The organism is Sphingomonas kyeonggiensis (assembly GCF_014204495.1).
GTDB classification, from domain to species: Bacteria; Pseudomonadota; Alphaproteobacteria; order Sphingomonadales; family Sphingomonadaceae; genus Sphingomonas; species Sphingomonas kyeonggiensis_A.
In genome coordinates, this window is record NZ_JACHLN010000002.1 from 1,351,200 (window position 1) to 1,370,629 (window position 19,430).

Annotated in this window: 19 protein-coding genes; 15 read left to right on the plus strand and 4 right to left on the minus strand. The window is 67.1% G+C overall.

The annotated features are described in order from the left end of the window. Positions 1-4 precede the first annotated feature (4 nt). Positions 5-994 (minus strand): FAD-binding oxidoreductase, encoded by a 990-nt coding sequence (locus tag HNP52_RS13955; protein WP_184168053.1) that lies wholly within the window; start codon positions 992-994, stop codon positions 5-7. After that, positions 987-1,463 (minus strand): hypothetical protein, encoded by a 477-nt coding sequence (locus tag HNP52_RS13960; RefSeq protein WP_184168368.1) that lies wholly within the window; start codon positions 1,461-1,463, stop codon positions 987-989. Before HNP52_RS13960 ends, HNP52_RS13955 begins: the two co-directional genes overlap by 8 nt. Between HNP52_RS13960 and HNP52_RS13965 the strand changes: the two genes are divergently transcribed. From HNP52_RS13965 to HNP52_RS14010, 10 genes are all read left to right on the plus strand, one after another. After that, complete coding sequence (locus tag HNP52_RS13965; protein WP_221416282.1) at positions 1,428-2,210, plus strand: aldolase/citrate lyase family protein; 783 nt, start codon at positions 1,428-1,430, stop codon at positions 2,208-2,210. The genes HNP52_RS13960 and HNP52_RS13965 overlap by 36 nt on opposite strands. 5 nt (positions 2,211-2,215) lie before the next feature. Continuing rightward, positions 2,216-4,072, plus strand: a complete 1,857-nt coding sequence (locus HNP52_RS13970) for a thiamine pyrophosphate-binding protein (protein ID WP_221416284.1) — start codon at positions 2,216-2,218, stop codon at positions 4,070-4,072. Next, positions 4,069-4,728 carry an HAD family hydrolase gene (locus HNP52_RS13975; protein ID WP_184168057.1) on the plus strand — a complete coding sequence of 220 codons (660 nt, stop codon included), beginning with the start codon at positions 4,069-4,071 and terminating at the stop codon, positions 4,726-4,728. Before HNP52_RS13970 ends, HNP52_RS13975 begins: the two co-directional genes overlap by 4 nt. After that, positions 4,721-5,677, plus strand: coding sequence for an NAD(P)-dependent oxidoreductase (locus HNP52_RS13980; RefSeq protein WP_184168059.1), 957 nt, complete (start codon positions 4,721-4,723; stop codon positions 5,675-5,677). Before HNP52_RS13975 ends, HNP52_RS13980 begins: the two co-directional genes overlap by 8 nt. A 75-nt stretch (positions 5,678-5,752) precedes the next feature. Continuing rightward, positions 5,753-7,732 (plus strand): SLBB domain-containing protein, encoded by a 1,980-nt coding sequence (locus HNP52_RS13985; protein WP_184168061.1) that lies wholly within the window; start codon positions 5,753-5,755, stop codon positions 7,730-7,732. Further along, positions 7,732-8,832, plus strand: a complete 1,101-nt coding sequence (locus tag HNP52_RS13990; RefSeq protein ID WP_184168063.1) for a hypothetical protein — start codon at positions 7,732-7,734, stop codon at positions 8,830-8,832. Before HNP52_RS13985 ends, HNP52_RS13990 begins: the two co-directional genes overlap by 1 nt. Then, positions 8,829-9,773, plus strand: coding sequence for a glycosyltransferase family 2 protein (locus HNP52_RS13995; RefSeq protein ID WP_184168065.1), 945 nt, complete (start codon positions 8,829-8,831; stop codon positions 9,771-9,773). Before HNP52_RS13990 ends, HNP52_RS13995 begins: the two co-directional genes overlap by 4 nt. Before the next feature lie 4 nt (positions 9,774-9,777). Further along, positions 9,778-10,167: a GtrA family protein gene (locus HNP52_RS14000; protein WP_184168067.1), complete on the plus strand. Its 390-nt coding sequence runs from the start codon at positions 9,778-9,780 to the stop codon at positions 10,165-10,167. Further along, complete coding sequence (locus tag HNP52_RS14005) at positions 10,164-11,546, plus strand: glycosyltransferase family 87 protein (RefSeq protein ID WP_184168069.1); 1,383 nt, start codon at positions 10,164-10,166, stop codon at positions 11,544-11,546. The genes HNP52_RS14000 and HNP52_RS14005 overlap by 4 nt, the downstream gene beginning before the upstream one ends. A gap of 25 nt (positions 11,547-11,571) precedes the next feature. Further along, the gene (locus HNP52_RS14010; RefSeq protein WP_184168071.1) at positions 11,572-13,206 is read left to right on the plus strand and encodes a glycosyltransferase family 39 protein; all 1,635 of its coding nucleotides are present in this window, start codon (positions 11,572-11,574) and stop codon (positions 13,204-13,206) included. Here HNP52_RS14010 and HNP52_RS14015 read toward each other — a convergent pair. Both HNP52_RS14015 and HNP52_RS14020 read right to left on the minus strand, forming a co-directional pair. Beyond that, positions 13,203-14,711: a YifB family Mg chelatase-like AAA ATPase gene (locus HNP52_RS14015; RefSeq protein ID WP_184168073.1), complete on the minus strand. Its 1,509-nt coding sequence runs from the start codon at positions 14,709-14,711 to the stop codon at positions 13,203-13,205. The two genes, HNP52_RS14010 and HNP52_RS14015, sit on opposite strands and share 4 nt — an antisense overlap. A gap of 79 nt (positions 14,712-14,790) precedes the next feature. Next, positions 14,791-16,452, minus strand: coding sequence for a glycoside hydrolase family 18 protein (locus tag HNP52_RS14020; RefSeq protein WP_184168075.1), 1,662 nt, complete (start codon positions 16,450-16,452; stop codon positions 14,791-14,793). A gap of 82 nt (positions 16,453-16,534) precedes the next feature. Here HNP52_RS14020 and HNP52_RS14025 point away from each other — a divergent pair, with 82 nt between their 5' ends. The 5 genes from HNP52_RS14025 (at position 16,535) to yidC (ending at position 19,427) form a co-directional block, all read left to right on the plus strand. Further along, positions 16,535-16,858: a hypothetical protein gene (locus HNP52_RS14025; protein ID WP_184168077.1), complete on the plus strand. Its 324-nt coding sequence runs from the start codon at positions 16,535-16,537 to the stop codon at positions 16,856-16,858. A gap of 87 nt (positions 16,859-16,945) precedes the next feature. Further along, positions 16,946-17,080, plus strand: coding sequence for a 50S ribosomal protein L34 (rpmH, locus tag HNP52_RS14030; protein ID WP_086128886.1), 135 nt, complete (start codon positions 16,946-16,948; stop codon positions 17,078-17,080). Between the two features lie 26 nt (positions 17,081-17,106). Further along, complete coding sequence (gene rnpA / locus HNP52_RS14035; protein ID WP_184168362.1) at positions 17,107-17,430, plus strand: ribonuclease P protein component; 324 nt, start codon at positions 17,107-17,109, stop codon at positions 17,428-17,430. Positions 17,431-17,479: 49 nt separating this feature from the next. Further along, positions 17,480-17,692 (plus strand): membrane protein insertion efficiency factor YidD, encoded by a 213-nt coding sequence (yidD, locus tag HNP52_RS14040; RefSeq protein WP_184168079.1) that lies wholly within the window; start codon positions 17,480-17,482, stop codon positions 17,690-17,692. A 22-nt stretch (positions 17,693-17,714) separates the two neighbouring features. Beyond that, positions 17,715-19,427 (plus strand): membrane protein insertase YidC, encoded by a 1,713-nt coding sequence (gene yidC, locus HNP52_RS14045; protein WP_184168081.1) that lies wholly within the window; start codon positions 17,715-17,717, stop codon positions 19,425-19,427. The last annotated feature ends 3 nt before the right edge of the window (positions 19,428-19,430 follow it).

Genomic DNA, 19,430 nt, shown 5'->3' on the forward strand with positions numbered 1-19,430 from the left:
ACCCTCAATTCGAGCTTACGAAAGCATCTGAAAAGAAGCGCTTGGCCGGAAGGCCGAGCGCAAGCAGCGCGGTGCGGGCCGACGCGATCATCGCGTTGGATCCGCACGCATAGACAACAGTATCTTCCGGATCGATCCCGTCCCGGACAGCTGCATCCTGAACATAGCCGCGCGCCCCTCCCCAGGCGGCCTCTCTATCCGAAAGCAGATGATGCACTGCGATGTCCAGTCCCAAGGCAACCGGATCCCAGCAGAAGCTCTCCGCCTCCCGGTTGCCCCAGAACACGCGGAGACGGTGCCGGGCGGCACGTTCCGCATCCGCGGCGAACTCCTCGAGCAGCGCCTTCACCGGCGCGATGCCGGTGCCGGTGGCGAGGAAGACGATGTCGCGCGGCCCTTCGTCGCGCAGGAAGAAGGTGCCGAACGGCCCCTCGATCCGGATCAGGTCATTGGGCTTGGCGCGCTCGAACCAATATTCGCTCAGCCGCCCGCCGGGGTAGCGCTTGATGATGAGTTCGAGCAGGCCGTCCGCGCGCGGCGCGTTGGCCAGCGAATAGCTGCGCCGCACGCCTTCGGCGAGCACATCGACATATTGGCCGGGCAGGAAGCGCAGCGGCGAGGCCGGCGGCGTGCGCAGGATCACCTTCACGATATCCGGTGCCAGTCGCTCGATCGAGGCGATGCGGCTCGGCATCGTCTTGATCTCCAGGCCCTGAAGCCGGTCGAGCGGCTCGATGTCGAGCGCGACGTCGTCGGCTGCCGCGCGGCAGCAGGTCAGGATCAGGCCGGCGGCCGCTTCCTCGGCCGTCAGCCCCTCGGCTTCGGACTTGAGAATCGCGGTCTCGCCCGAGAGCAAGGGCGCCTTGCAGATGCCGCAGCGCCCGGTCCGGCAACTATATTCCAGCGTCACACCCTGGGCGCGGGCTGCGTCCAGGATCGTGACCGCGGGATCGGCGGAAAAGGTGCGCCCGGTGTTGAGCGTGACGTTAGGCATAGACGGCGCGCTGATAGTTGTTTCTCGTTTCTAGTCCAACATCCAAAAACTTAGCTGCAACGGATTCGGGCTGAATGTTGACGGAAAAACCATTGACACCGCTTCGGTTGTGCCTGCAAAATTCGCACGCACTCGGAATATTCGGCCATTTCGGGGTTAAAAATGTTAGCCGATCGAGGGAGAAATCGTTGAGATAGAGGCGCTTGTTGCAGAGCGCGTCATCCGCCTGCCGTCCTTTCTGCGCCTTGCGCCAACCGCTTCCCAGAGCCATTGGCGTTGCAGTTACGGACTTTGCAACCTGGATCCGTCTCGGACGACAGGCGCTATCCTGACTTAAAAGTTTCACACCTTTGAAGCAGCCGAAGGAATGGCCAGCTTCGATTATTTGAGTTTGGTGCGGGGAGATTTGCACGTGAATGAGTACGAAAAGCGGATGCTTGCGCTCTTGGAGGAGGGCAAGGCCAAGCATCAGATCGTTGCCATCAAGGCCGAATTCGAGGCCGAAGGCACGCGCGTCGACGAGCTGCTGCGCCTCCTGGAGATCACCCGCCGTGCGGGCCTCAAGGTCGCGATCAAGATCGGCGGCTGCGAAGCGATCCGCGATCTGATCGAGTGCCGGCTCTACGGTGTGGACTACATCATCGCGCCGATGGTCGAGACCCCCTATGCGCTTTCCAAGTTCATCGCGGCGAAGGACAAGTTCTACCCGCGCGACGAGCAGGACGATGTGAGCTTCCTGTTCAATCTCGAAACCCACAGCACGTTCGAGAAGCTGGACGAGATGGCCGAGATCGCCCGCAAGGGCCGCGTCGGCATGGTCTTCGGCCGCGTCGATTTCGCCGGCTCGATGGGCCACACGCGCGATTTCGTGAACAGCGACGACATGCGCGCCTTCGTCGTGAAGAGCGGCCAGGTCGCTCGCGACAACGGCCTTGAGCTCGTCGTCGGCGGTGGCGTCAGCCCCGACTCGATCCCGCTGCTCAGCGCCGTGCGCGAACAGCGCCTGGACCGCTTCGAGACCCGCAAGGTCATCTTCGACGGTGGCGTGCTTGCCAACCCGGCTTCCGCGACCGCGGGCATGGAGCTGGCGATCCAGTTCGAGCTGCTCTGGCTCAAGAACAAGCGCGACTATTACAAGACCATCGCCGCCGAGGACGAAGTCCGCATCGCGATGATGGAAAAGCGCCAGAAGGGCGCCATCAAGGCCGCTGCCTAACCATCATGACCAAGATGCGCGTTGCCGATTTGATCGCCCGCCTGCTCGTCGAGCACGGCGTAACCGACATGTTCATGCTCACCGGTGGTGGTGCGATGCACCTCAACGATGCGTTCGGACGTGCCGAAGGCCTGCACAAGGTCTTCGTCCACCACGAACAGGCCGCCTCGATCGCGGCGGAGAGCTATTGCCGCCTGTCCAACCGTCCGGCGGCGGTGAACGTGACCACCGGCCCCGGTGGCGTCAACGCGCTCAACGGCGTCTACGGCGCCTATGTCGATTCGATCGCCATGGTCGTCGTGTCGGGTCAGGTGAAGCGCGAGACCTGCGCGTTCAACTACCCCCTGCCCCTGCGCCAGCTCGGCGACCAGGAAGTGGACATCGTCGAGATGGTCCGCGGCATCACCAAATATGCCGTGGTGCTCGACGATCCGCTCCAGGCGCGCAAGGTGGTCGAGAAGGCGCTCTATCTCTGCACCCGCGGCCGCCCCGGCCCGGTGTGGATCGACGTGCCGATCGACGTGCAGGCCGCGCCGGTCGATTTCGACGCGCTCGAGCGCTTCGATCCGGCCGAGCTCGATCATGAGGGCGAAGCCGCCAATACCAGCGCCGAACTCGGCGCGCTGACCGGCGATGCGCTGGACAGCGAAGTCGCGGCGCTGATGGCGGAGCTGCATGCCGCCGAGCGACCGGTCGTCCTGGCCGGCGCCGGCGTGCGCCTCTCGGGCCAGCATGCCGAGTTCCTCCGTTTCGTCGAGCGCCTCGGCGTGCCCGTCGTCACCGGCTGGAACGCGCATGACGCGATCCCGAACAGCCATCCGCTCTATGTCGGGCGCCCGGGCACGGTCGGCGATCGCGGCGGCAATTTCGCGGTGCAGACCGCGGATTATGTGCTGGTGCTCGGATCGCGCCTGAACATCCGCCAGATCAGCTACAACTGGAAGAGCTTCGCGCGGAATGCCCGCGTCGCCATGGTCGATATCGACAAGGCGGAGCTCTCCAAGCCCACTTTGTCGCTGCACCGCCCGGTCCATGCCGACCTGGCCGATTTCTTCGCCGCGGCGGAGACGGTCGCGGCGCCGGCCGACGACGCGGTCGCCGCGCGCAGGGCGTTCCTCGACCGCAGCCGCGCGCTCGCCGCCCGCTATCCGGTGGTGCTGCCCGAGTATCGCGACACCGAATCGCCGATCAATCCCTATGTCTTCGCCGAAGCGCTGTTCGACGAGCTCGAGGAAGGCGACATCATCGTCTCGGGCGACGGCACTGCCTGCGTCACCATCTTCCAGGCCGCGAACCTCAAGCCCGGCCAGCGGCTGTTCACCAATTCCGGCTGCGCCTCGATGGGCTATGACCTGCCCGCCGCGATCGGCGCCTATTATGCCGGGGGCGGTCGCCGCATCATCTGCCTGGCGGGCGACGGCAGCATCATGATGAACCTGCAGGAGCTGCAGACCATCGTCGGCCAGAAGCTGCCGGTGAAGATCTTCGTGCTCAACAATGACGGCTATCACTCGATCCGCCAGTCGCAGCAGAACCACTTCCCCGACAACATCGTCGGATGCGGTCCGGACAGCGGCCTGAGCTTCCCCGATTTCGCGCGGCTGGCCCAGGGATTCGGCTTCCCGGCGGCGCGGGTGGACAGCCATGGCGGGCTGCCCGGGACGATCCGCGCGACGCTGGCCGGCGACGGCCCGCAGCTGTGCGAAGTGATGATCGACAAGCGCCAGGAGTTCGCGCCCAAGCTGAGCTCGCGCCGGCTCGAGGACGGCACGATGGTCTCGCCGACGCTGGAAGACCTCTCGCCCTTCCTCCCGCGCGAGGAGCTGGCGGAGGCGATGGCGGCGAGCGAAGTGGCGGCGTGATCCGCCACGTCATCTTCGATCTCGACGGAACCCTGGTCGATAGCTGCGCGACCTGTGTCGAGATCCTGTCGGGCATGCTGGCCGAGCGCGGCGATGCCGCGGCGATCGATCCGGTCGCCGCGCGCAGCTATATGAGCCGCGGCGGGCTGGACATGGTCCGCGGGCTGCTGGGCGATGCCTGTGTCGACGGCGAGGCCGATCTCGCCGACTTCCGCGCGCGCTATCATGCGCACCAGACGTCGGTGGAAACGCTGTTCCCCGGCGTGGCCGAGGGGCTGGCGCGGCTGCGCGCGGCCGGGCTGACGCTGTCGATCTGCTCGAACAAGCCGCAGGGCCTGTGCGAGAAGGTCCTCGCCGATACCGGGCTGGCCGAGCATTTCGCGTTCGTCGTGGGCGGGCAGCCGGGCATGCGCCCCAAGCCTGCGCCCGACCTGCTCGATGCGCTGCTCGCCCGCATCGGCGGCGATGCGACGGCCTGCGCCTTTGTCGGCGACAGCGAACTCGATCACCGGATCGCGGCGGACGCGGCGATCCCTTTCCATTTCCTGACCCACGGCTATGCCGAACCCGGCTGGGAAGCGCAGGATTGCGCGACCCACGACACGTTCGCGCCCCTGATCGACGCGCTTCTGGCGCGAGCGGCAGCGCATGCTTGAGCCGGCCATAGCGCGTGCGCTGGCCGATACCGATCGCCCCATCGTCATCACGGGGGCGAGCGGATGGCTGGGGCTGGCGACGCTCGACCTGCTGGAGCGCGCGCTGGGAGAGGCCTTTGCCGACCGGGTGCAGTGCTTCGGCTCGGCCCCGCGCGATCTCGACCTGGGCGATGGGCGCGTGGTGCGCCAGCATGCCCTTGCCGACCTCGCCGCGGTGGCGCGGCCTGGCGCGTGGGTGCTCCATTTCGCGTTCCTGACCAAGGACCGCGCCGAGGCGATGGACGATGCCGCCTATCGCGCCGCCAACCAGCAGATCAGCGATACGGTGCTCGCCGGGCTCGATGCGATCGACGCCGCCGCGGTGTTCGTCGCGTCGTCGGGCGCGGCCTACAAGGCCGAGGACCCCGCCGCCTCGCCCGAGATGCGCCTCTACGGCGCGATGAAGCGCGAGGACGAGGATCGCTTCGCCGACTGGGCCACCGCCCGGGGCAAGCGCGCGGTGATCGGCCGGATCTTCAACATCACCGGACCCTTCATCAACAAGCACCAGGCCTATGCGATGGCCAGCTTCATCCTCGATGCGCTGGCGACACGCCCGATCGAGGTCCGGGCGCCGCGCGAGGTGATCCGGGGCTATGTGGCGATCCGCGAGCTGGTCTCGCTGATCTTCGCTCTGCTGGGCGATGCCCCTTCGGGCGTGACGCGCTTCGATACCGGCGGCGAGGCGCTCGAGCTGGGTGCCGTCGCCGCGGTCGTCGCCGAAGTGCTTCGCGGCCCGGGCGTCCACCGCGCGCCGGTCACCGACCCGGCGGCGGACCGGTATGCGGGCGACGGCGAAGCCTATGCCGCGCTGCTCGCCCGGCACGGCATCATGCCGATCCCGCTCGGGCAGCAGGTGCTTGAAACCGCCGACTATCTGCAGGCTGCCGGACAGCATGTTCGGCGGTGACTTGACGACCCTCAACAACTATACGGCGGCGCAATTCTCGCCCTCCGCCGAACCCAAAGGCAATCGGATCCCAGTATGACCCATTTCCCGACCGGCACGCAGCGCCAGTTCGCACCCTCCCGACGGATCCGCACCGCCCTGACCGCGACTTCGGCGGCGCTGGCGCTGTTTGCCTATTCGGCACCGGCCTGGGCGCAGACGATCGATCAGAACACGCCCTCGGGTTCCCCGCTGAGCCCGGGGTCGAACACGACCCAGGGGCAGAGCTCGTCGAGCCAGAGCCAGAACCAGAACACCACTTCGACGCCGACGCCCTCGACGGTGTACGAGCCGATCTCCGTGGATCGCTCGGGCAGCGGCCGCGACACCGTCGGCAACTCCCAGAACAGCGGCGTCCGCACGAATGACGGGCTGCTGGACACCGAGGCGATGCGCCTTCGCCAGCCCGTGAAGCCCGGCGAGTTCGAAAGCTGGGCGCGCGACGTCACCGGCCGCAACCTCAAGCGCTTCGGCAGCGACCTGCTGCTTCCCGGCTCGCGCGACTTCGCGACGCCGGCGACTTCGACCATCCCGCCCGATTATGCGCTCAACGTGGGCGACACCGTCTCGATCGCGCTGACCGGCTCGATGGAAGGCAGCGTCGATGCCGAGATCGATCGCGACGGCAAGATCTTCCTGCCCAATGTCGGCAGCGTCAGCCTGGTCGGCGTGCGCTACCGCGACCTGCGCGACCGCATCGCTTCGGCGATCGGGCGCAAGTATCGCGGCTATGACGTCTCGGTCTCGCTCACCAAGCTGCGTGGCGTCCGCGTCTACGTCACCGGTTTCGCCGCCCATCCGGGCGCCTATTCGGTCAACAGCCTGTCGACGCTGGTGAACGCCATCCTCCAGGCCGGCGGCCCCGCAGCGGGCGGCAGCTTCCGTTCGGCCAAGCTCTATCGCAACGGCCAGGAAGTGGCCGATTTCGACCTCTACCAGCTCCTGCGCGACGGCGACCGCTCGCATGATCCGCTGCTGCAGAACGAGGATGTGATCTTCATTCCCGCCGTCGGCCGTCAGGTCGCGGTGATCGGCAGCGTCAACGAAGAGGCGATCTACGAAGTGCGACAGGGCGAAAGCCTTGCCGACACCCTGCGCATCGCCGGCGGGCCGACCAACCTGGCCGATGACTCGCGCCTGATCCTCTATCGCCTGTCCGATCAGGATTCGGTCGGCAGCCGGCAGATCGAGCGCGCCGCAGCATCGAACTTCGCCACCGAAGCCGGCGACATCATCCAGATCCTGCCGCAGGGCAGCCTTGCCCGTCCGCTCGAGCGCCAGCAGGCGATCGTCCGGATCGAAGGCGAAGTGAACAAGCCGGGCAACTATTATGTGGCGCCGAATACGCCGCTGGCCGAGGTCGTCGCGATGGCCGGTGGCCTGACCCCGCGCGCCTATGTCTATGGCACGCGCTTCTCGCGCGAGACCGTGCGCGCCCAGCAGCGCCGTGGTTTCCTGGATGCCGTCGACCAGATGGAGATGGCCCTCGCCGCCGCGCCGCTGACCGGCAACGGCCTGGGCGACCAGACGCAGCGCCAGGCCCAGGTCGCTTCGGCCAAGGCCTTCCTCGACCAGCTGCGCAAGAAGGAGCCGGACGGCCGCCTGGTGCTCGACGTGACGCCGGTCGATGCCGCGCTTCCGAACAATCTCCTCGTCGAGAACAATGATCGCATCGTGATCCCGCCGCGCGTGGAGACGGTGGGCGTGTTCGGCGCGGTGTATCGCCCGGCCTCGTTCATCGTCGGCAACGGCAAGGCCATCCGCGTCCGCGACTATGTCGAGCAGGCCGGCGGCGTCATCCGCGGCGCCGATCGCGGCAACATCTTCGTGGTGCGCGCCAATGGCTCGGTGCTGACCCGCAAGCGCGGCGCGATGAGTGCGCAGGTGCTGCCGGGCGACACGATCTTCGTGCCGATCCGCACCGAGAACTACTCGCTGCTCGCCAAGATCCGCGATATCTCGCAGGTCGTCGCGCAGTTCGGCATTGCGGCCCTCGCGATCGCGGCGATCAACTGATGACGCCCTATCGCTCCCTCACCGGCACGCTCACCCGGCTTCCGGTACTCCGCAATCCGTGGCTGCGGCGCGGCCTGTTCGTGGTGCTGCTCGCCATCTGCGCGGCGCTCACCCTGTTCCCGCAAAAATATCGCGCCGCCGTCAGCCTGACGCCGACCGATCCGGGCACCCTCGGCCTCAGCGGCACGCTGGGCCAGCTCGGCGCCGTGAACAGCGTCTTCGGCAACCAGGCCGCGATCGAAGTGAGCCAGAAGGTCGCCCACAGCGAATATGTCCGCTCGATCGTCGCCAAGCAGACCAACCTCGAACAGCGCCTCCAGCTCTCGCCGATCGAAGTGCATCGCTGGCTCGAGCGTCATGTCGACATCACCGTCCTGCGCGGCGGCATCATGCAGATCGAGCTCAAGCAGCGCGATGCCGAGTTCGCCCGCCGGGTCGTCTCGGCTTATGGCGAAGCGGTCCGCAGTCAGCTCGCGCTGATCGCCCGCCGCCAGACCGAGCAGAAGCGCGCGATCCTGCAGCAGCTGTTCGAGCGAGCAGGCGACCGCCTGTCCAAGGCGCGCACCGCCTATGACACCTTCCGCCTTTCGACCCGCTACAGCAGCCCGCAGGCCGCCTTCTATGCGGCAGGCGACCGGATTCCGGCGCTCGAGGCCGATATCCGCGCGAAGGAAGTCGATCTCAACGCGATGCGGCAGTTCGCCACGGACGACAATATCCGCGTCCGCCAGATGATCGCGGCGATCGACGCGCTGCGCCAGCAGCTGGCCGTGGCGAAGTCCACCTCGCCGCAGCAGGACAGCTCGGTCGGCCAGGTCGTCCGCCAGACGACGGAGGCCGAGCGGCTCTCCCGCGAGCTCGATATCGCCCAGAGCCTGTACGAGAACTACAAGCGCTTCCTGCAGGGTACTTCGGTCGAAGACCTGACCTCGGGCGTCACGATCCGCATCCTCGAGCCGGCCTATATCGACAGCGAGCGCCAACTCAACTTCGGGCCGCTGGCGCTGGGCGTGCTGATCCTGCTGCTTGCGCTCGCGCTAGAATTCTATCCGCTGCGCCCGCCGCTTTCCGAGACCAGGCTCGCCGAGAAAGAGGCATGATCGACACGAGGCAGCCCGATCTATCGGTCGTCATTCCCTGCTACAACGAGGAGGAGAATGCCGAGGCGATCTGCGCGGCGGTGATCGCCCAGCTGGAGCCGCTGGAGCTCCTCTTCGAGGTGATCTTCATCGACAATGACTCGACCGATCGCACGGTCGAGATCATCAAGTCGATCTGCGCGCGCGATCCGCGGGTCCGCCTGATCGTCAACACGCGCAACTTCGGCCAGATGCGTTCGCCGACCTATGGCATCTACCAGGCGCGCGGCCGTGCCGTCGTCGGCATGTGCGCGGACTTCCAGGACCCGCCCGAGCTGCTCCCGCGCTTCGTGGAGCGCTGGCGTGCCGGTGTCGACATCATCCTCGGCATCCGGGCGGGCGAGGAGCGCAACAGCCCGATGCTGCGCGCTACCCGTGGCCTGTCCTATTGGCTTGCGCGCAATTTCGGCGACTATCCGATCCTGCCCGGCGCCACCGGCTTCGGCCTGTACGACGCCCGCGTGGTCCGCTCGATCCGCCAGCTGGCGGAGCCGGAGCCCTTCTTCCGCGGCATGCTGGTCGAGACCGGCTACCGGCTCGAGACCATCGCCTATCCGCGCCCGCCGCGCGCCGGGGGCCGCTCGAAGAACAACTTCTTCGCCCTGCTCGATTTCGCGATGTCGGCGCTTGCCGGTTCGTCGAAGCGACTGCTGCGCATTCCGATCTATATCGGCGCGTTCGGCGCGCTGATGACGCTGGTGATGCTGCTCGGCGGCACCCTCGCCTTCTTCCTCGATCGTCCGATCGCGGGCTGGTTCATCGCCGCCGTCGTGCAGGCACAGCTGGCCATGCTGTTCGGGTTCCTGGGATTGCTGGGCGACAATGTCCGGATCATCTCGGAGCGCACGCGCGGCACCCCGCTCGTTCTCGAGCGCGAACGCATCAACTTCCCGCCGGAATGAGCGCATGGCGATCTCTCTCTCCCGCGAGCGCCTGATCGAGCTGTGGCGCTATTACCAGGCCGGCGTGGTCAACACCGCCTTCGGCCTGGGCGCCTATGCGCTGCTCGTCTGGCTCGGCCTCAACATGTTCGTCGCCCAGCTGGTCGCGCATGTCGCCGGCGTCGCGTTCAACTACATCACCTATAGCCGGCACGTCTTCCGCGATGCCGGGCCGGCGAAGCTGCGCTTCACCATGTCCTATGTGGTCAATTACCTGATCGGCCTGGCGACCCTCGCCTGCGTGGCGCTGTTCATCAAGTCGCCTTACCTCGCGGGCCTGATCTCGGCCGTGCTGGTGTCGATCATCAACTATTTCATCCTCAAGCACTTCATCTTCGTGAGGAAGCCTGCGTGACGGATGCGCCGCGCCCGGCACGCCAGTCCGTCTGGATCGAATATGCCCTGATCGTGCCGATCATCGCCGCGATCGGCTACACGACCTGGTTCTTCTTCCGGAACCACTATCTCCCCCAGCCCTTCTTCTACGAGCCCAGCGGCACGTGGATGGACTGGTATTCGCTGACGCAGTGGTCGCAGCATGCCGGCGCCTATGAAGTCGAGCGGACGATCTATCCGCCGCTCTCCTTCGTGCTCATGCGGTTGTTCTCCTTCCCGCATTGCTATGCGCTGACCTATTCCGAGGAAGCGCGCGCCTGCGACTGGCTTGGCGGCGTGGCGCTCACCGCGATGTGGCTGGGCACGGTCGTGCTTACCTTCCTGAGCTATCGCAAGGTCGATCGGCGCACCGCGCTGCCCCGCGCCTTCGCGATGACCTTCGGCTTCCCGATGATCTACGCCTTCGAGCGCGGGAACCTGCTGATCTTCTGCTACGCCTGCATCCTGCTCGGCTTCGGCCCCTTGCTGAAATCCGCCTGGCTGCGCTGGTTCTTCGCGGGCCTGGCGGTGAACTTCAAAGTCTATCTGGTCGGCGCGATCGTCGCCCCGCTTCTGCGCCGCCGCTGGGTGGCGTTCGAAGGCATGCTGCTGTTCACGGTGCTGATCTATCTGGCGAGCTGGTACATCCTCGGCGAAGGCAGCCCCTCGCAGATCTACCGGAACATCACGAGCTATTCGACCGGCTTCGGCGCGCAGGCCGCGCTCGATCTCTGGTTCCCCGCCACCTATCTGCCGCTCAAGACGCTGATGACCGGGACCTTCCCGATCTACACGGTCGTGAGCTCGACCATGGCCGACGGCCTGGTGATCGGCGTGACGATCTTCACCCGCGTCATCCAGGCATCGATCCTGATCGCGGCGGCGGCGGCCTGGCTCCGGCCGGAAGCGGTACCGCCCCGGCGCGTCGTCTTCCTGGCGATCGCCTTCGCGCTCAGCGCTTCGGAAGCGGGCGGCTATACCGAGATGCTGACGCTGGTGTTCGTCTTCATGGAGAAGCGCCGCGGCTTCGAGCGGACGACGGCGCTGTACATCGCCTATTTCCTGTCGATCCCGTTCGACTTCACGCTGGGCCTGCTGCCGCCGCTGGTCCGCTACTCCTATCTCGCCAATGTCGAGGTGATCGCCCAATATGGCGTCGGCGTGATGTCGCTGCTGCGCCCGGGCCTCAGCATGATCATCGCCGGCTTGCTGTCGGTCCAGACCGTCCGCGAGGTGGTCGCCGACATCCGCAACCAGGGCTGGCAGAATCGCTGGCGCTACCGCTTCGACTGGCCGGTCCTGCCCGGCGTGCTGCGCCCCAGCCGGCCGCAGCAGGCGGGCGAAGAAGGTCCGCGATGACGGGCCCCGCCTGCGAGACGATCTGATGGCCACCACAGACCTGCGCCATCGCTGGATGCTGCTGGCGATCCTCCTCGTCGCCTTCTATCTGCGCGCCTCCAGCATCGCCTTCGGCCTTCCCGGGCTGAACGATCCCGACGAGATGATGTTCGAGCTCGGCGCAATCCGCATGCTGCGCGGACCGACGCTCGATCCGGGCTGGTTCGGTCACCCGGCCACCACCACCATGTATGTGCTGGCGCTCGTCAATATCGGCGTGCTGGCCTTTGCCTTGCTGACCGGCGTGGCGAGTTCGGCCGGCAAGTTCGTCGAGCTGATCTACGCGGATCCCAGCTGGATGATCCTTCCCGGCCGCGTCGCCATGATGCTCTTCGCGCTGGGCACGATCTGGATGAGCTGGCGGCTCGCTTCGCGTTTCTTCGGCCCTGCCGCCGGCCTTGTGGCTGCGCTGCTGATCGCGTTCGATCCCGTGCACATCGCCTGGTCGCAGGTGATCCGGTCGGACATCATGGCCTGCTTCTTCATGCTGCTATGCCTGCAGGCCTGTTGCGACATCGCCGAGAACGGGCGCTGGCGCAGCTATGTGCGCGCGGCCTTCTGGCTCGGCGTCGCCATCGCGACCAAATGGCCCTTCGCGCTGACCGGCATCGCGATTGCCGGCGCCAGCCTTGTCGCGGTCCGCGCCAACGTCCTGCCCGCGCGCACGGCGATCGTCCGGCTCGCCACCAGCGGAGCGGCAGCGATCGGCTTCCTGCTGCTCGTCTCGCCCTATCTGCTGATCAACTACTCCATAGTGGTGCGCAATCTCCAGGGCGAGAGCCAGCCGCACCATCTGGGCGCTACCGGCGGCGACTTCCTCCACAATCTCTGGTGGTATCTCTCCGGCCCGGTCGCGACCGGCCTGGGCATCGTCGGGCTTGCCCTGTTCCTGCTCGGCGTCGCGCGATTGCCGCGGCACCGCCTGCCGCTCTTTCTGCTGGCCCCGCTGGCCCTCGCCTTTCTGCTGCTGTTCTGCGCGCAGCAGCTGGTCTGGGAGCGCTGGGCTCTGCCGCTGCTGCTGATCGGTGCGATCATCGCCGGCGGAGGATGGGTCGTTCTTCAGGCGATCCTGCGCCGAACGCTCCCGGTGCCGGCGGCCCGGACCGCGATAACGATCGCCGTGGCGCTCGCTGCCGTGCTGCCACTCGGGCTGCGCGCCTGGACCGATGGCGTCGAGCGCATGCACGACACCCGCCAGCAGGCCTCCGCCTGGGCGCGCCAGCATATCCCGCCGGACGCTACCATCCTCATCGAGCACTTCGCCTACGACCTGGTGAGCGCGCCGCAGCATTTCCTGTTCCCGCTGGCCGACGCCGGTTGCGTGGACCCGCGCGGACTGGTCCGCGGGACGATCCCCTATTCCGTGATCGACCGGGCCCGCGGCAGCCGCTCCAACCTCGACTATGGCACGCTCCCGCCCGAGAAAGCCGCTCTCTGCATCCCCGACTTTGCGATCCTCACCCAATATGACCGGTACCGCGCCGAGCGCACGACCTTCCCGAACGAATATGCGGCCTATCAGCGGCTGATCGCGCGCGGACGCATCGTCGCGACCTTCGCGCCCAGCCCGGGACGGCATGGCGGCCCGATCGTGAGGATCGTCGACCTGCGCAAACCCTAGCTGCGCGGCGCCTGGCGTCGGTAGCTCAGCGCCTCGGCGACATGGATCCGGCCGACGCCTTCCGCCCCGGCAAGATCGGCGATCGTCCGCGCCACGCGCAGCACCCGCGTATAGCCGCGCGCCGATAGCCGCATGGCCTCGGCCGCCTGCGCCAGCAGCTTGCGGCCTGGTTCGTCGGGCGTGGCATGGCCAGTGAGCAAGTCGCCTTCCGCCTCGGCATTGGTGCGCGCGGGCACGTCCCGGTAGCGCGCCGCCTGTACCGCCCGCGCCTCGGCGACCCGCACCGACACGTCCGCCGAGCTTTCCGCCTGCCGATCGAGCACCAGGTCCGCCGCGGTCACCGGCTGGACCTCGACATGCAGGTCGATCCGGTCGAGCAGCGGACCCGAGACCTTGGCCTGGTAATCCGCCGCGCAGCGCGGTGCACGGGCGCAGGCCAGCGCCGGATCGCCCAGATGCCCGCACCGGCACGGGTTCATCGCCGCGACCAGCTGGACGCGCGCCGGGAAGGTGACGTGCGCATTGGCGCGCGCCACGCTCACCACCCCCGCCTCGATCGGCTGCCGGAGCGAATCCAGCACCGCGCGCTGGAATTCGGGGAGCTCGTCGAGGAACAGCACGCCGAGATGCGCCAGGCTCACCTCGCCCGGCTTCACCCGCAGCCCGCCGCCGGTGAGCGCCGCCATCGAGGCGGAGTGATGGGGCGAGCGGAAGGGGCGCGTCCGGGTCAGCCGGCCGCCCTGCAGCGTCCCCGCGACCGAGGCGACCATCGACACTTCCAGCGCCTCGCTCGCGTCCAGCGGCGGCAATATGCCCGGCAGGCACGATGCCAGCAGCGACTTGCCCGCCCCCGGCGGCCCACACATCAGCAGATTATGTCCACCCGCCGCGGCGATCTCGAGCGCGCGCCGCGCCGTCTCCTGCCCCTTCACCTGGGCAAGATCAGGCCCGACCACCGGCGGATCGACGGTACCCGCCTCGGCCGCGGGCAGCAGCTGGTGCCCCTTGAAGTGGTTGAGCAGCGCGATCAGGTCCGGCGCGGCGATCACTTCCACCTGGCCCGCCCAGCTTGCCTCGGGACCTTGCGCCGCGGGACAGACCAGCCCCTTGCCCGTCTCGGCCGCATGCAGCGCTGCGAGCAACACGCCGGGGCTCGGCGCGATCCGCCCGTCCAGCGCCAGCTCACCGACCACGACATAGCCCGACAGCGTCTCGGCATCGACCACGCCCATCGCCCCCAGCAGCGCCAGCGCTACCGCCAGGTCGAAATGCGAGCCTTCCTTGGGCAGGTCGGCCGGCGACAGGTTGAGGATGATGTGCTTGGGCGGCAGCGCCAGCCCGATCGCGGCCATCGCGGCACGCACCCGCTCGCGGCTCTCCGCCACGGCCTTGTCGGGCAGGCCGACGACCACGAACTTGGGAAGCCCGGCAACGAGGTTGCACTGCACCTCCACCGCACGGGCCTCCAGCCCCAGATAGGCAACCGTCGAAACGCTCGCGACCAAGCCCGCCTCCCCCCGACCGGACGGCACGATAGCGGGGGTTGGCCGGGTTGCGCGCCGGGATGCGGCCGGAACGGATCAATCAGGGCGCGTTGGTGCGGAAGTTGCGCTTCACCGCGCTCAGCAGCGGATTGGTGCCGTCGGGCATGTGATCATAGTTGATCGCCCAGATGATCGCCCCGCCCAGCCCGGTCTGGCGCACATACAGCCCCTTCGCCGCGATCGACAGCTCGTCCTCATAGCTCAGGAAGCCGGCCTGGCTGAGCCCGGAGCCCGCGGGCGAGAAGCCGCCGGGATAGCTGCGATAGCCCACCTGCGAGGTCTCGTCCCAGCTATAGGTGCCCCGGTTCAGATAGCCCCAGCGCACCAGCTCGGAATAGCGCAGCGGCGTATCCTGGATCTCGAAGATGTTGTTATGCTCGGTATCCTGGCGCGGGCCGGTGATCGTCGGGCCGTAATAGATGCCGTAGAAGCCGATGCCGATGCCGATCTTGCTGCGCGGCACCCCGGTCTTCACATAGGCCCGCACGCTGGTCTCCAGGTCGCGCGGCGTGGTGCCGGTGGCGCCATAGATCGGGCTGGAGAACCAGGAGAACCACCCCGCCTGGTTCCAGGCGCTGCCGACGCCGTAGCTCATCACATTATATTGATCGACGAGGTTGGCGATGTCCGCCTGCCACTGCTCGACCATGCCTTCGCGGGGGCCGTCCTTCGGCAGGTCGTTGATCGAGACGAGATAGCCCGGGAAGGTGATCAGGAAGCGCCGCCCATTCTGGTAGCGCGGCCGCGCGTTGGCCTCGGCGCGCAGCCCGGTAATCAGCGCGATCGCCCGCCGACGTGCTTCCTCGCCGGTGACCCCCAGCGCGGCGCTGCCTTCGAGCCGATCCTCCCAGTCGACGTCGATCCCGTCATAGTCATGCGCCACGAGGTAATCGACGAGGTTGCGTACGAAGGTCGGGCGGACCGCGTCGGTACTTGAGCGCAGGAAGCCGTCGCCATCGCCCTCGCCGCCCAGCATGAGCAGCGCCTTCTTGCCGGCATCGTGCGCCCGCTTGACCAGATAGTCCTCGACGCTGCGGACACCATCCGGCGAGAGACCGGCGTCGTGCGCGGTGCCGGCGCCCTTGACGACCTGCCCCGCCTGCCCGCCCAGCGTCCCGCTACCCGGCGCGACGCGGGCGAACATCAGATGGGTAAGCGCCGTCACGTCCACCTTGTCGGGCGGATAGCTCCAGTCCCAATAATAGCCGAGATAATAGCCGGTGACCCAGGGCCTGTCGTTGACCGGCGTGGTCACGGTGATCGTCGCGGTCGCCGTCGCATTCGGATCCGCCACGCTTCTCGCGACCAGGTGATAGACCCCCGGCACCGCCGGCGCGGCATAGATCCCCGCCGCCGAGACCGTGCCGCCATTCGCTTCCTGCACGGTCCAGGTGCAGTTCTGGTCGTTCGATCCGGTCACCTGGCAACCGTAATGACGGGTCGCATCGGTCGGCAGCGAGAAGCTGCTCGGCGCAACCCGAACGCTCAGCGCCGACGTGGGCGACGGCGTGGGAGAAGGCGATGGAGATGTGGATGCGGTGGGTGTCGGGGTCGGCGCGGGCGACACGACACCGCCCCCTCCACCGCCGCTGCAGGCGGAAAGGAGGAGCATCGGGGCGAGCATGCGGTTCGTGCGGAACATGCCACGACATGCCCACCGCAGGTTCGACGAAACGACGTTGCCGCGATGAAGGCCGGTCATGCGGCGACGAAACAAGGCTAATCCAGGATCAACCGTTCCAACGTGTCTTGCAGATACAACACACACTTCCCACCTCCCCCTCATGGCAGGCGCACGAAGCCCTTTCCTCCGCACCGCCCTGTTCGGCACGGGGCTGCTGGTGATCGCCGCATCGCCGGTGGTCGGCATCCTGCCCGGCCCGGGCGGGCTCTTCGTCTTCGCCGCCGGCCTGGTGCTCGTCCTCCAGAACTCGGCCCGCGCGCAGAAAGTCTTCTGCCGGGCCAAGAAGCGCTGGCCGCGATTCGGGCATTATGCCGACATGGCGCTGCGCCGGCGCAGTGCCCGCCGTCGTCGTTTGCGCGAAAAGGAGGCCGAAATCGCCCGCGCGGAAGCGGAACTGCTCGGTTTGCGGAACACAACGCGTTGACTCACGCAAATCGCCCCACTATGGGCACCCGACACGCGGCCGCCCCTGTGGTGGCCCTTTTACGTTCTAGATACTTGAGGATGAGCGATGAAGCGGACCTTTCAGCCGAGCAACCTGGTGCGTGCGCGCCGGCACGGCTTCCGCAGCCGCATGGCGACCCCGGGCGGCCGCAACGTGATCCGTGCCCGCCGCGCCCGCGGCCGCAACAAGCTGTCGGCGTAATCGCCGACGGTGCGGGGGTGGGCCTTGTGCGGCTCACCCAGCGCAAGGATTATCTCGCCGCGAACGCAGGCAAGCGGGCTCCCATGCCCGGCTTTGTCCTGATCGTCCGCGCGCGTGACGATGCCGATCCGGTCATGCGGGTCGGCATTACCGTATCCAAGAAAGTCGGCAACGCGGTGATCCGCAACCGGATGAAGCGCCGGTTCCGCGCGCTCGTCCGCGAAGTGCTGCCCGAAGCCGGCCTGCCCGGCGCCGATCATGTGCTGATCGGCAGACATAGCGGCATCGAGCGACCGTTCGACGATCTCAAGGCCGAGCTGGTCAAGGCGCTGGGCAAGGTGAAGCGGTGAGCTTCCACCTCTCTCTCTTCCATCTTCGCGAAGGCGGAGAGACATCCGCATGATGGCGAAGCTCCTGATCCTGCTCGCTCGCGCCTGGCAGATCGGCCCTTCGGCGGTGCTTCCGCCAACCTGCCGTTACCAGCCGAGCTGTTCGGCCTATGCAATCGAGGCACTTCGCCGCTATGGGGCAATGAAAGGCAGCTGGCTCGCCATCCGGCGGATCGCTCGCTGCCATCCCTGGGGCGGGCACGGCTACGATCCGGTGCCATAGAGTTTTTCCGAGGAAATCGTTCGTGAAGGATGACCAGAAGAATTTCCTGCTGTTCGCGGTAATCGCGGCACTCCTGCTGTTCGCGTGGCCCGCGATCATGCACTGGTTCTTCCCGCAGCAGCAGGCGGCCTCCACCCAGATGGTGAACGGCAAGCAGGTTGCGAAGCCGGGCGCCACGCCGGGCATCGATTCGCCCGCCGCGCTGCGCGACCGCGCGATCGTGCTGGCCGACGGCCCGCGCATCGCGATCGAGACGCCGTCGCTGAAGGGCTCGATCAACCTCAAGGGCGCCCGGATCGACGACCTGGTCCTCCTCGGTTACGCCGAGACCACGGCCAAGAACTCCCCGCCGATCCGCCTGCTCTCGCCGAGCGGCGCGCAGGGTGCCTATTTCGCCCAGTTCGGCTGGCAGGGCGCCGGCGTCCAGGCGCCGGACCAGAACACCGTGTGGCAGGCGAGCGGCACCAAGCTGACCCCCACCACCCCGGTGACGCTGACCAGCAAGACCGCCACCGGCCAGGTCTTCCGCATCGATCTCTCGGTCGACCAGGATTACATGTTCACGATCCGCCAGACGGTCGCGAATGTCGGCCAGGCGCCGGTCTCGGTCACCCCGTTCGCGCTCGTCTCGCGCGCCGAGCGTTCCAAGGACGTCGACCAGTGGGCCGCCCATGTCGGCCCGATCGCCGTCGCGCAGGGCGCCGCCAAGTACATCAACTGGGGCGATATCGAGAGCACGCCCACCCAGCTCTCCACCACCGGCGGCTGGGTCGGCTATAGCGACCATTACTGGCTGACCGCGCTCGTCCCCGATCAGCGCGTGCCCGTCTCGCTCCAGCAGCGCGGCACCGCCAAGCAGACCTACCAGGCCGATTACAGTCTCGCCGAGCCGCTCAACCTCGCGCCCGGCAAGCAGGTCAGCTACTCGAGCCGCTTCTTCGCCGGCGCGAAGGAAGTGAAGCAGCTCGAAGCCTATCAGTCCAAGCTCGGCATCGTGCAGTTCGACCGCGCGATCGACTGGGGCTGGTTCGGCATGATCGAGCAGCCGATCTTCTACTATCTCGACTGGCTGTTCCGCCTGGTCGGCAATTTCGGCGTGGCGATCATCCTGCTGACGATCACCATCCGCGGCCTGCTCTTCCCGATCGCGCACAAGCAGTTCGAATCGATGGCGCGCATGCGCGTCATCCAGCCGAAGATGAAGGCGCTGCAGGAACGCTACAAGGACGACAAGCAGCGCCAGCAGCAGGAGATCATGAAGCTCTACAAGGAAGAGAAGGTGAACCCGCTGGCGGGCTGCCTCCCGATCCTGCTCCAGATCCCGATCATGTTCGCGCTGTACAAGGTGCTGCTGCTGACGATCGAAATGCGCCACCAGCCCTTTGTCTTCTGGATCAGGGACCTTTCGGCCCCGGACCCGGCGACGATCCTCAACCTGTTCGGCTATCTGCACTTCACCCCGCCGTCCTTCCCGGCGATCGGCGTGATCCCGGTGCTGCTGGGCGTGTCGATGTACTTCCAGATGAAGTTCAACCCGGCGCCGATGGACGAGGTCCAGAAGCAGGTGTTCGCGATCATGCCGTGGATGCTGATGTTCCTGATGGCGCCGTTCGCGGTCGGCCTGCAGGTCTACTGGATCACCTCGAACGTGATCACCATCCTGCAGCAGCAGTGGCTCTACTCGCGCCACCCGGTGCTCAAGCAGTCGATGAAGAAGGAAGCACCCGCCAAGTGAGCG

Coding starts and splice junctions, on each gene's coding strand:
- HNP52_RS14025 (WP_184168077.1), top strand. CDS start 16,535: ATGGCAGGCGCACGAAGCCCTTTCCTCCGCACCGCCCTGTTCGGCACG.
- HNP52_RS14010 (WP_184168071.1), top strand. CDS start 11,572: ATGGCCACCACAGACCTGCGCCATCGCTGGATGCTGCTGGCGATCCTC.
- HNP52_RS13970 (WP_221416284.1), top strand. CDS start 2,216: ATGACCAAGATGCGCGTTGCCGATTTGATCGCCCGCCTGCTCGTCGAG.
- HNP52_RS13965 (WP_221416282.1), top strand. CDS start 1,428: ATGCTTGCGCTCTTGGAGGAGGGCAAGGCCAAGCATCAGATCGTTGCC.
- HNP52_RS13955 (WP_184168053.1), bottom strand. CDS start 994: ATGCCTAACGTCACGCTCAACACCGGGCGCACCTTTTCCGCCGATCCC.
- HNP52_RS13995 (WP_184168065.1), top strand. CDS start 8,829: ATGATCGACACGAGGCAGCCCGATCTATCGGTCGTCATTCCCTGCTAC.
- HNP52_RS13990 (WP_184168063.1), top strand. CDS start 7,732: ATGACGCCCTATCGCTCCCTCACCGGCACGCTCACCCGGCTTCCGGTA.
- rpmH (WP_086128886.1), top strand. CDS start 16,946: ATGAAGCGGACCTTTCAGCCGAGCAACCTGGTGCGTGCGCGCCGGCAC.
- HNP52_RS13985 (WP_184168061.1), top strand. CDS start 5,753: ATGACCCATTTCCCGACCGGCACGCAGCGCCAGTTCGCACCCTCCCGA.
- HNP52_RS14020 (WP_184168075.1), bottom strand. CDS start 16,452: ATGACCGGCCTTCATCGCGGCAACGTCGTTTCGTCGAACCTGCGGTGG.
- HNP52_RS13960 (WP_184168368.1), bottom strand. CDS start 1,463: ATGCTTGGCCTTGCCCTCCTCCAAGAGCGCAAGCATCCGCTTTTCGTA.
- HNP52_RS13980 (WP_184168059.1), top strand. CDS start 4,721: ATGCTTGAGCCGGCCATAGCGCGTGCGCTGGCCGATACCGATCGCCCC.
- yidD (WP_184168079.1), top strand. CDS start 17,480: ATGATGGCGAAGCTCCTGATCCTGCTCGCTCGCGCCTGGCAGATCGGC.
- HNP52_RS14000 (WP_184168067.1), top strand. CDS start 9,778: ATGGCGATCTCTCTCTCCCGCGAGCGCCTGATCGAGCTGTGGCGCTAT.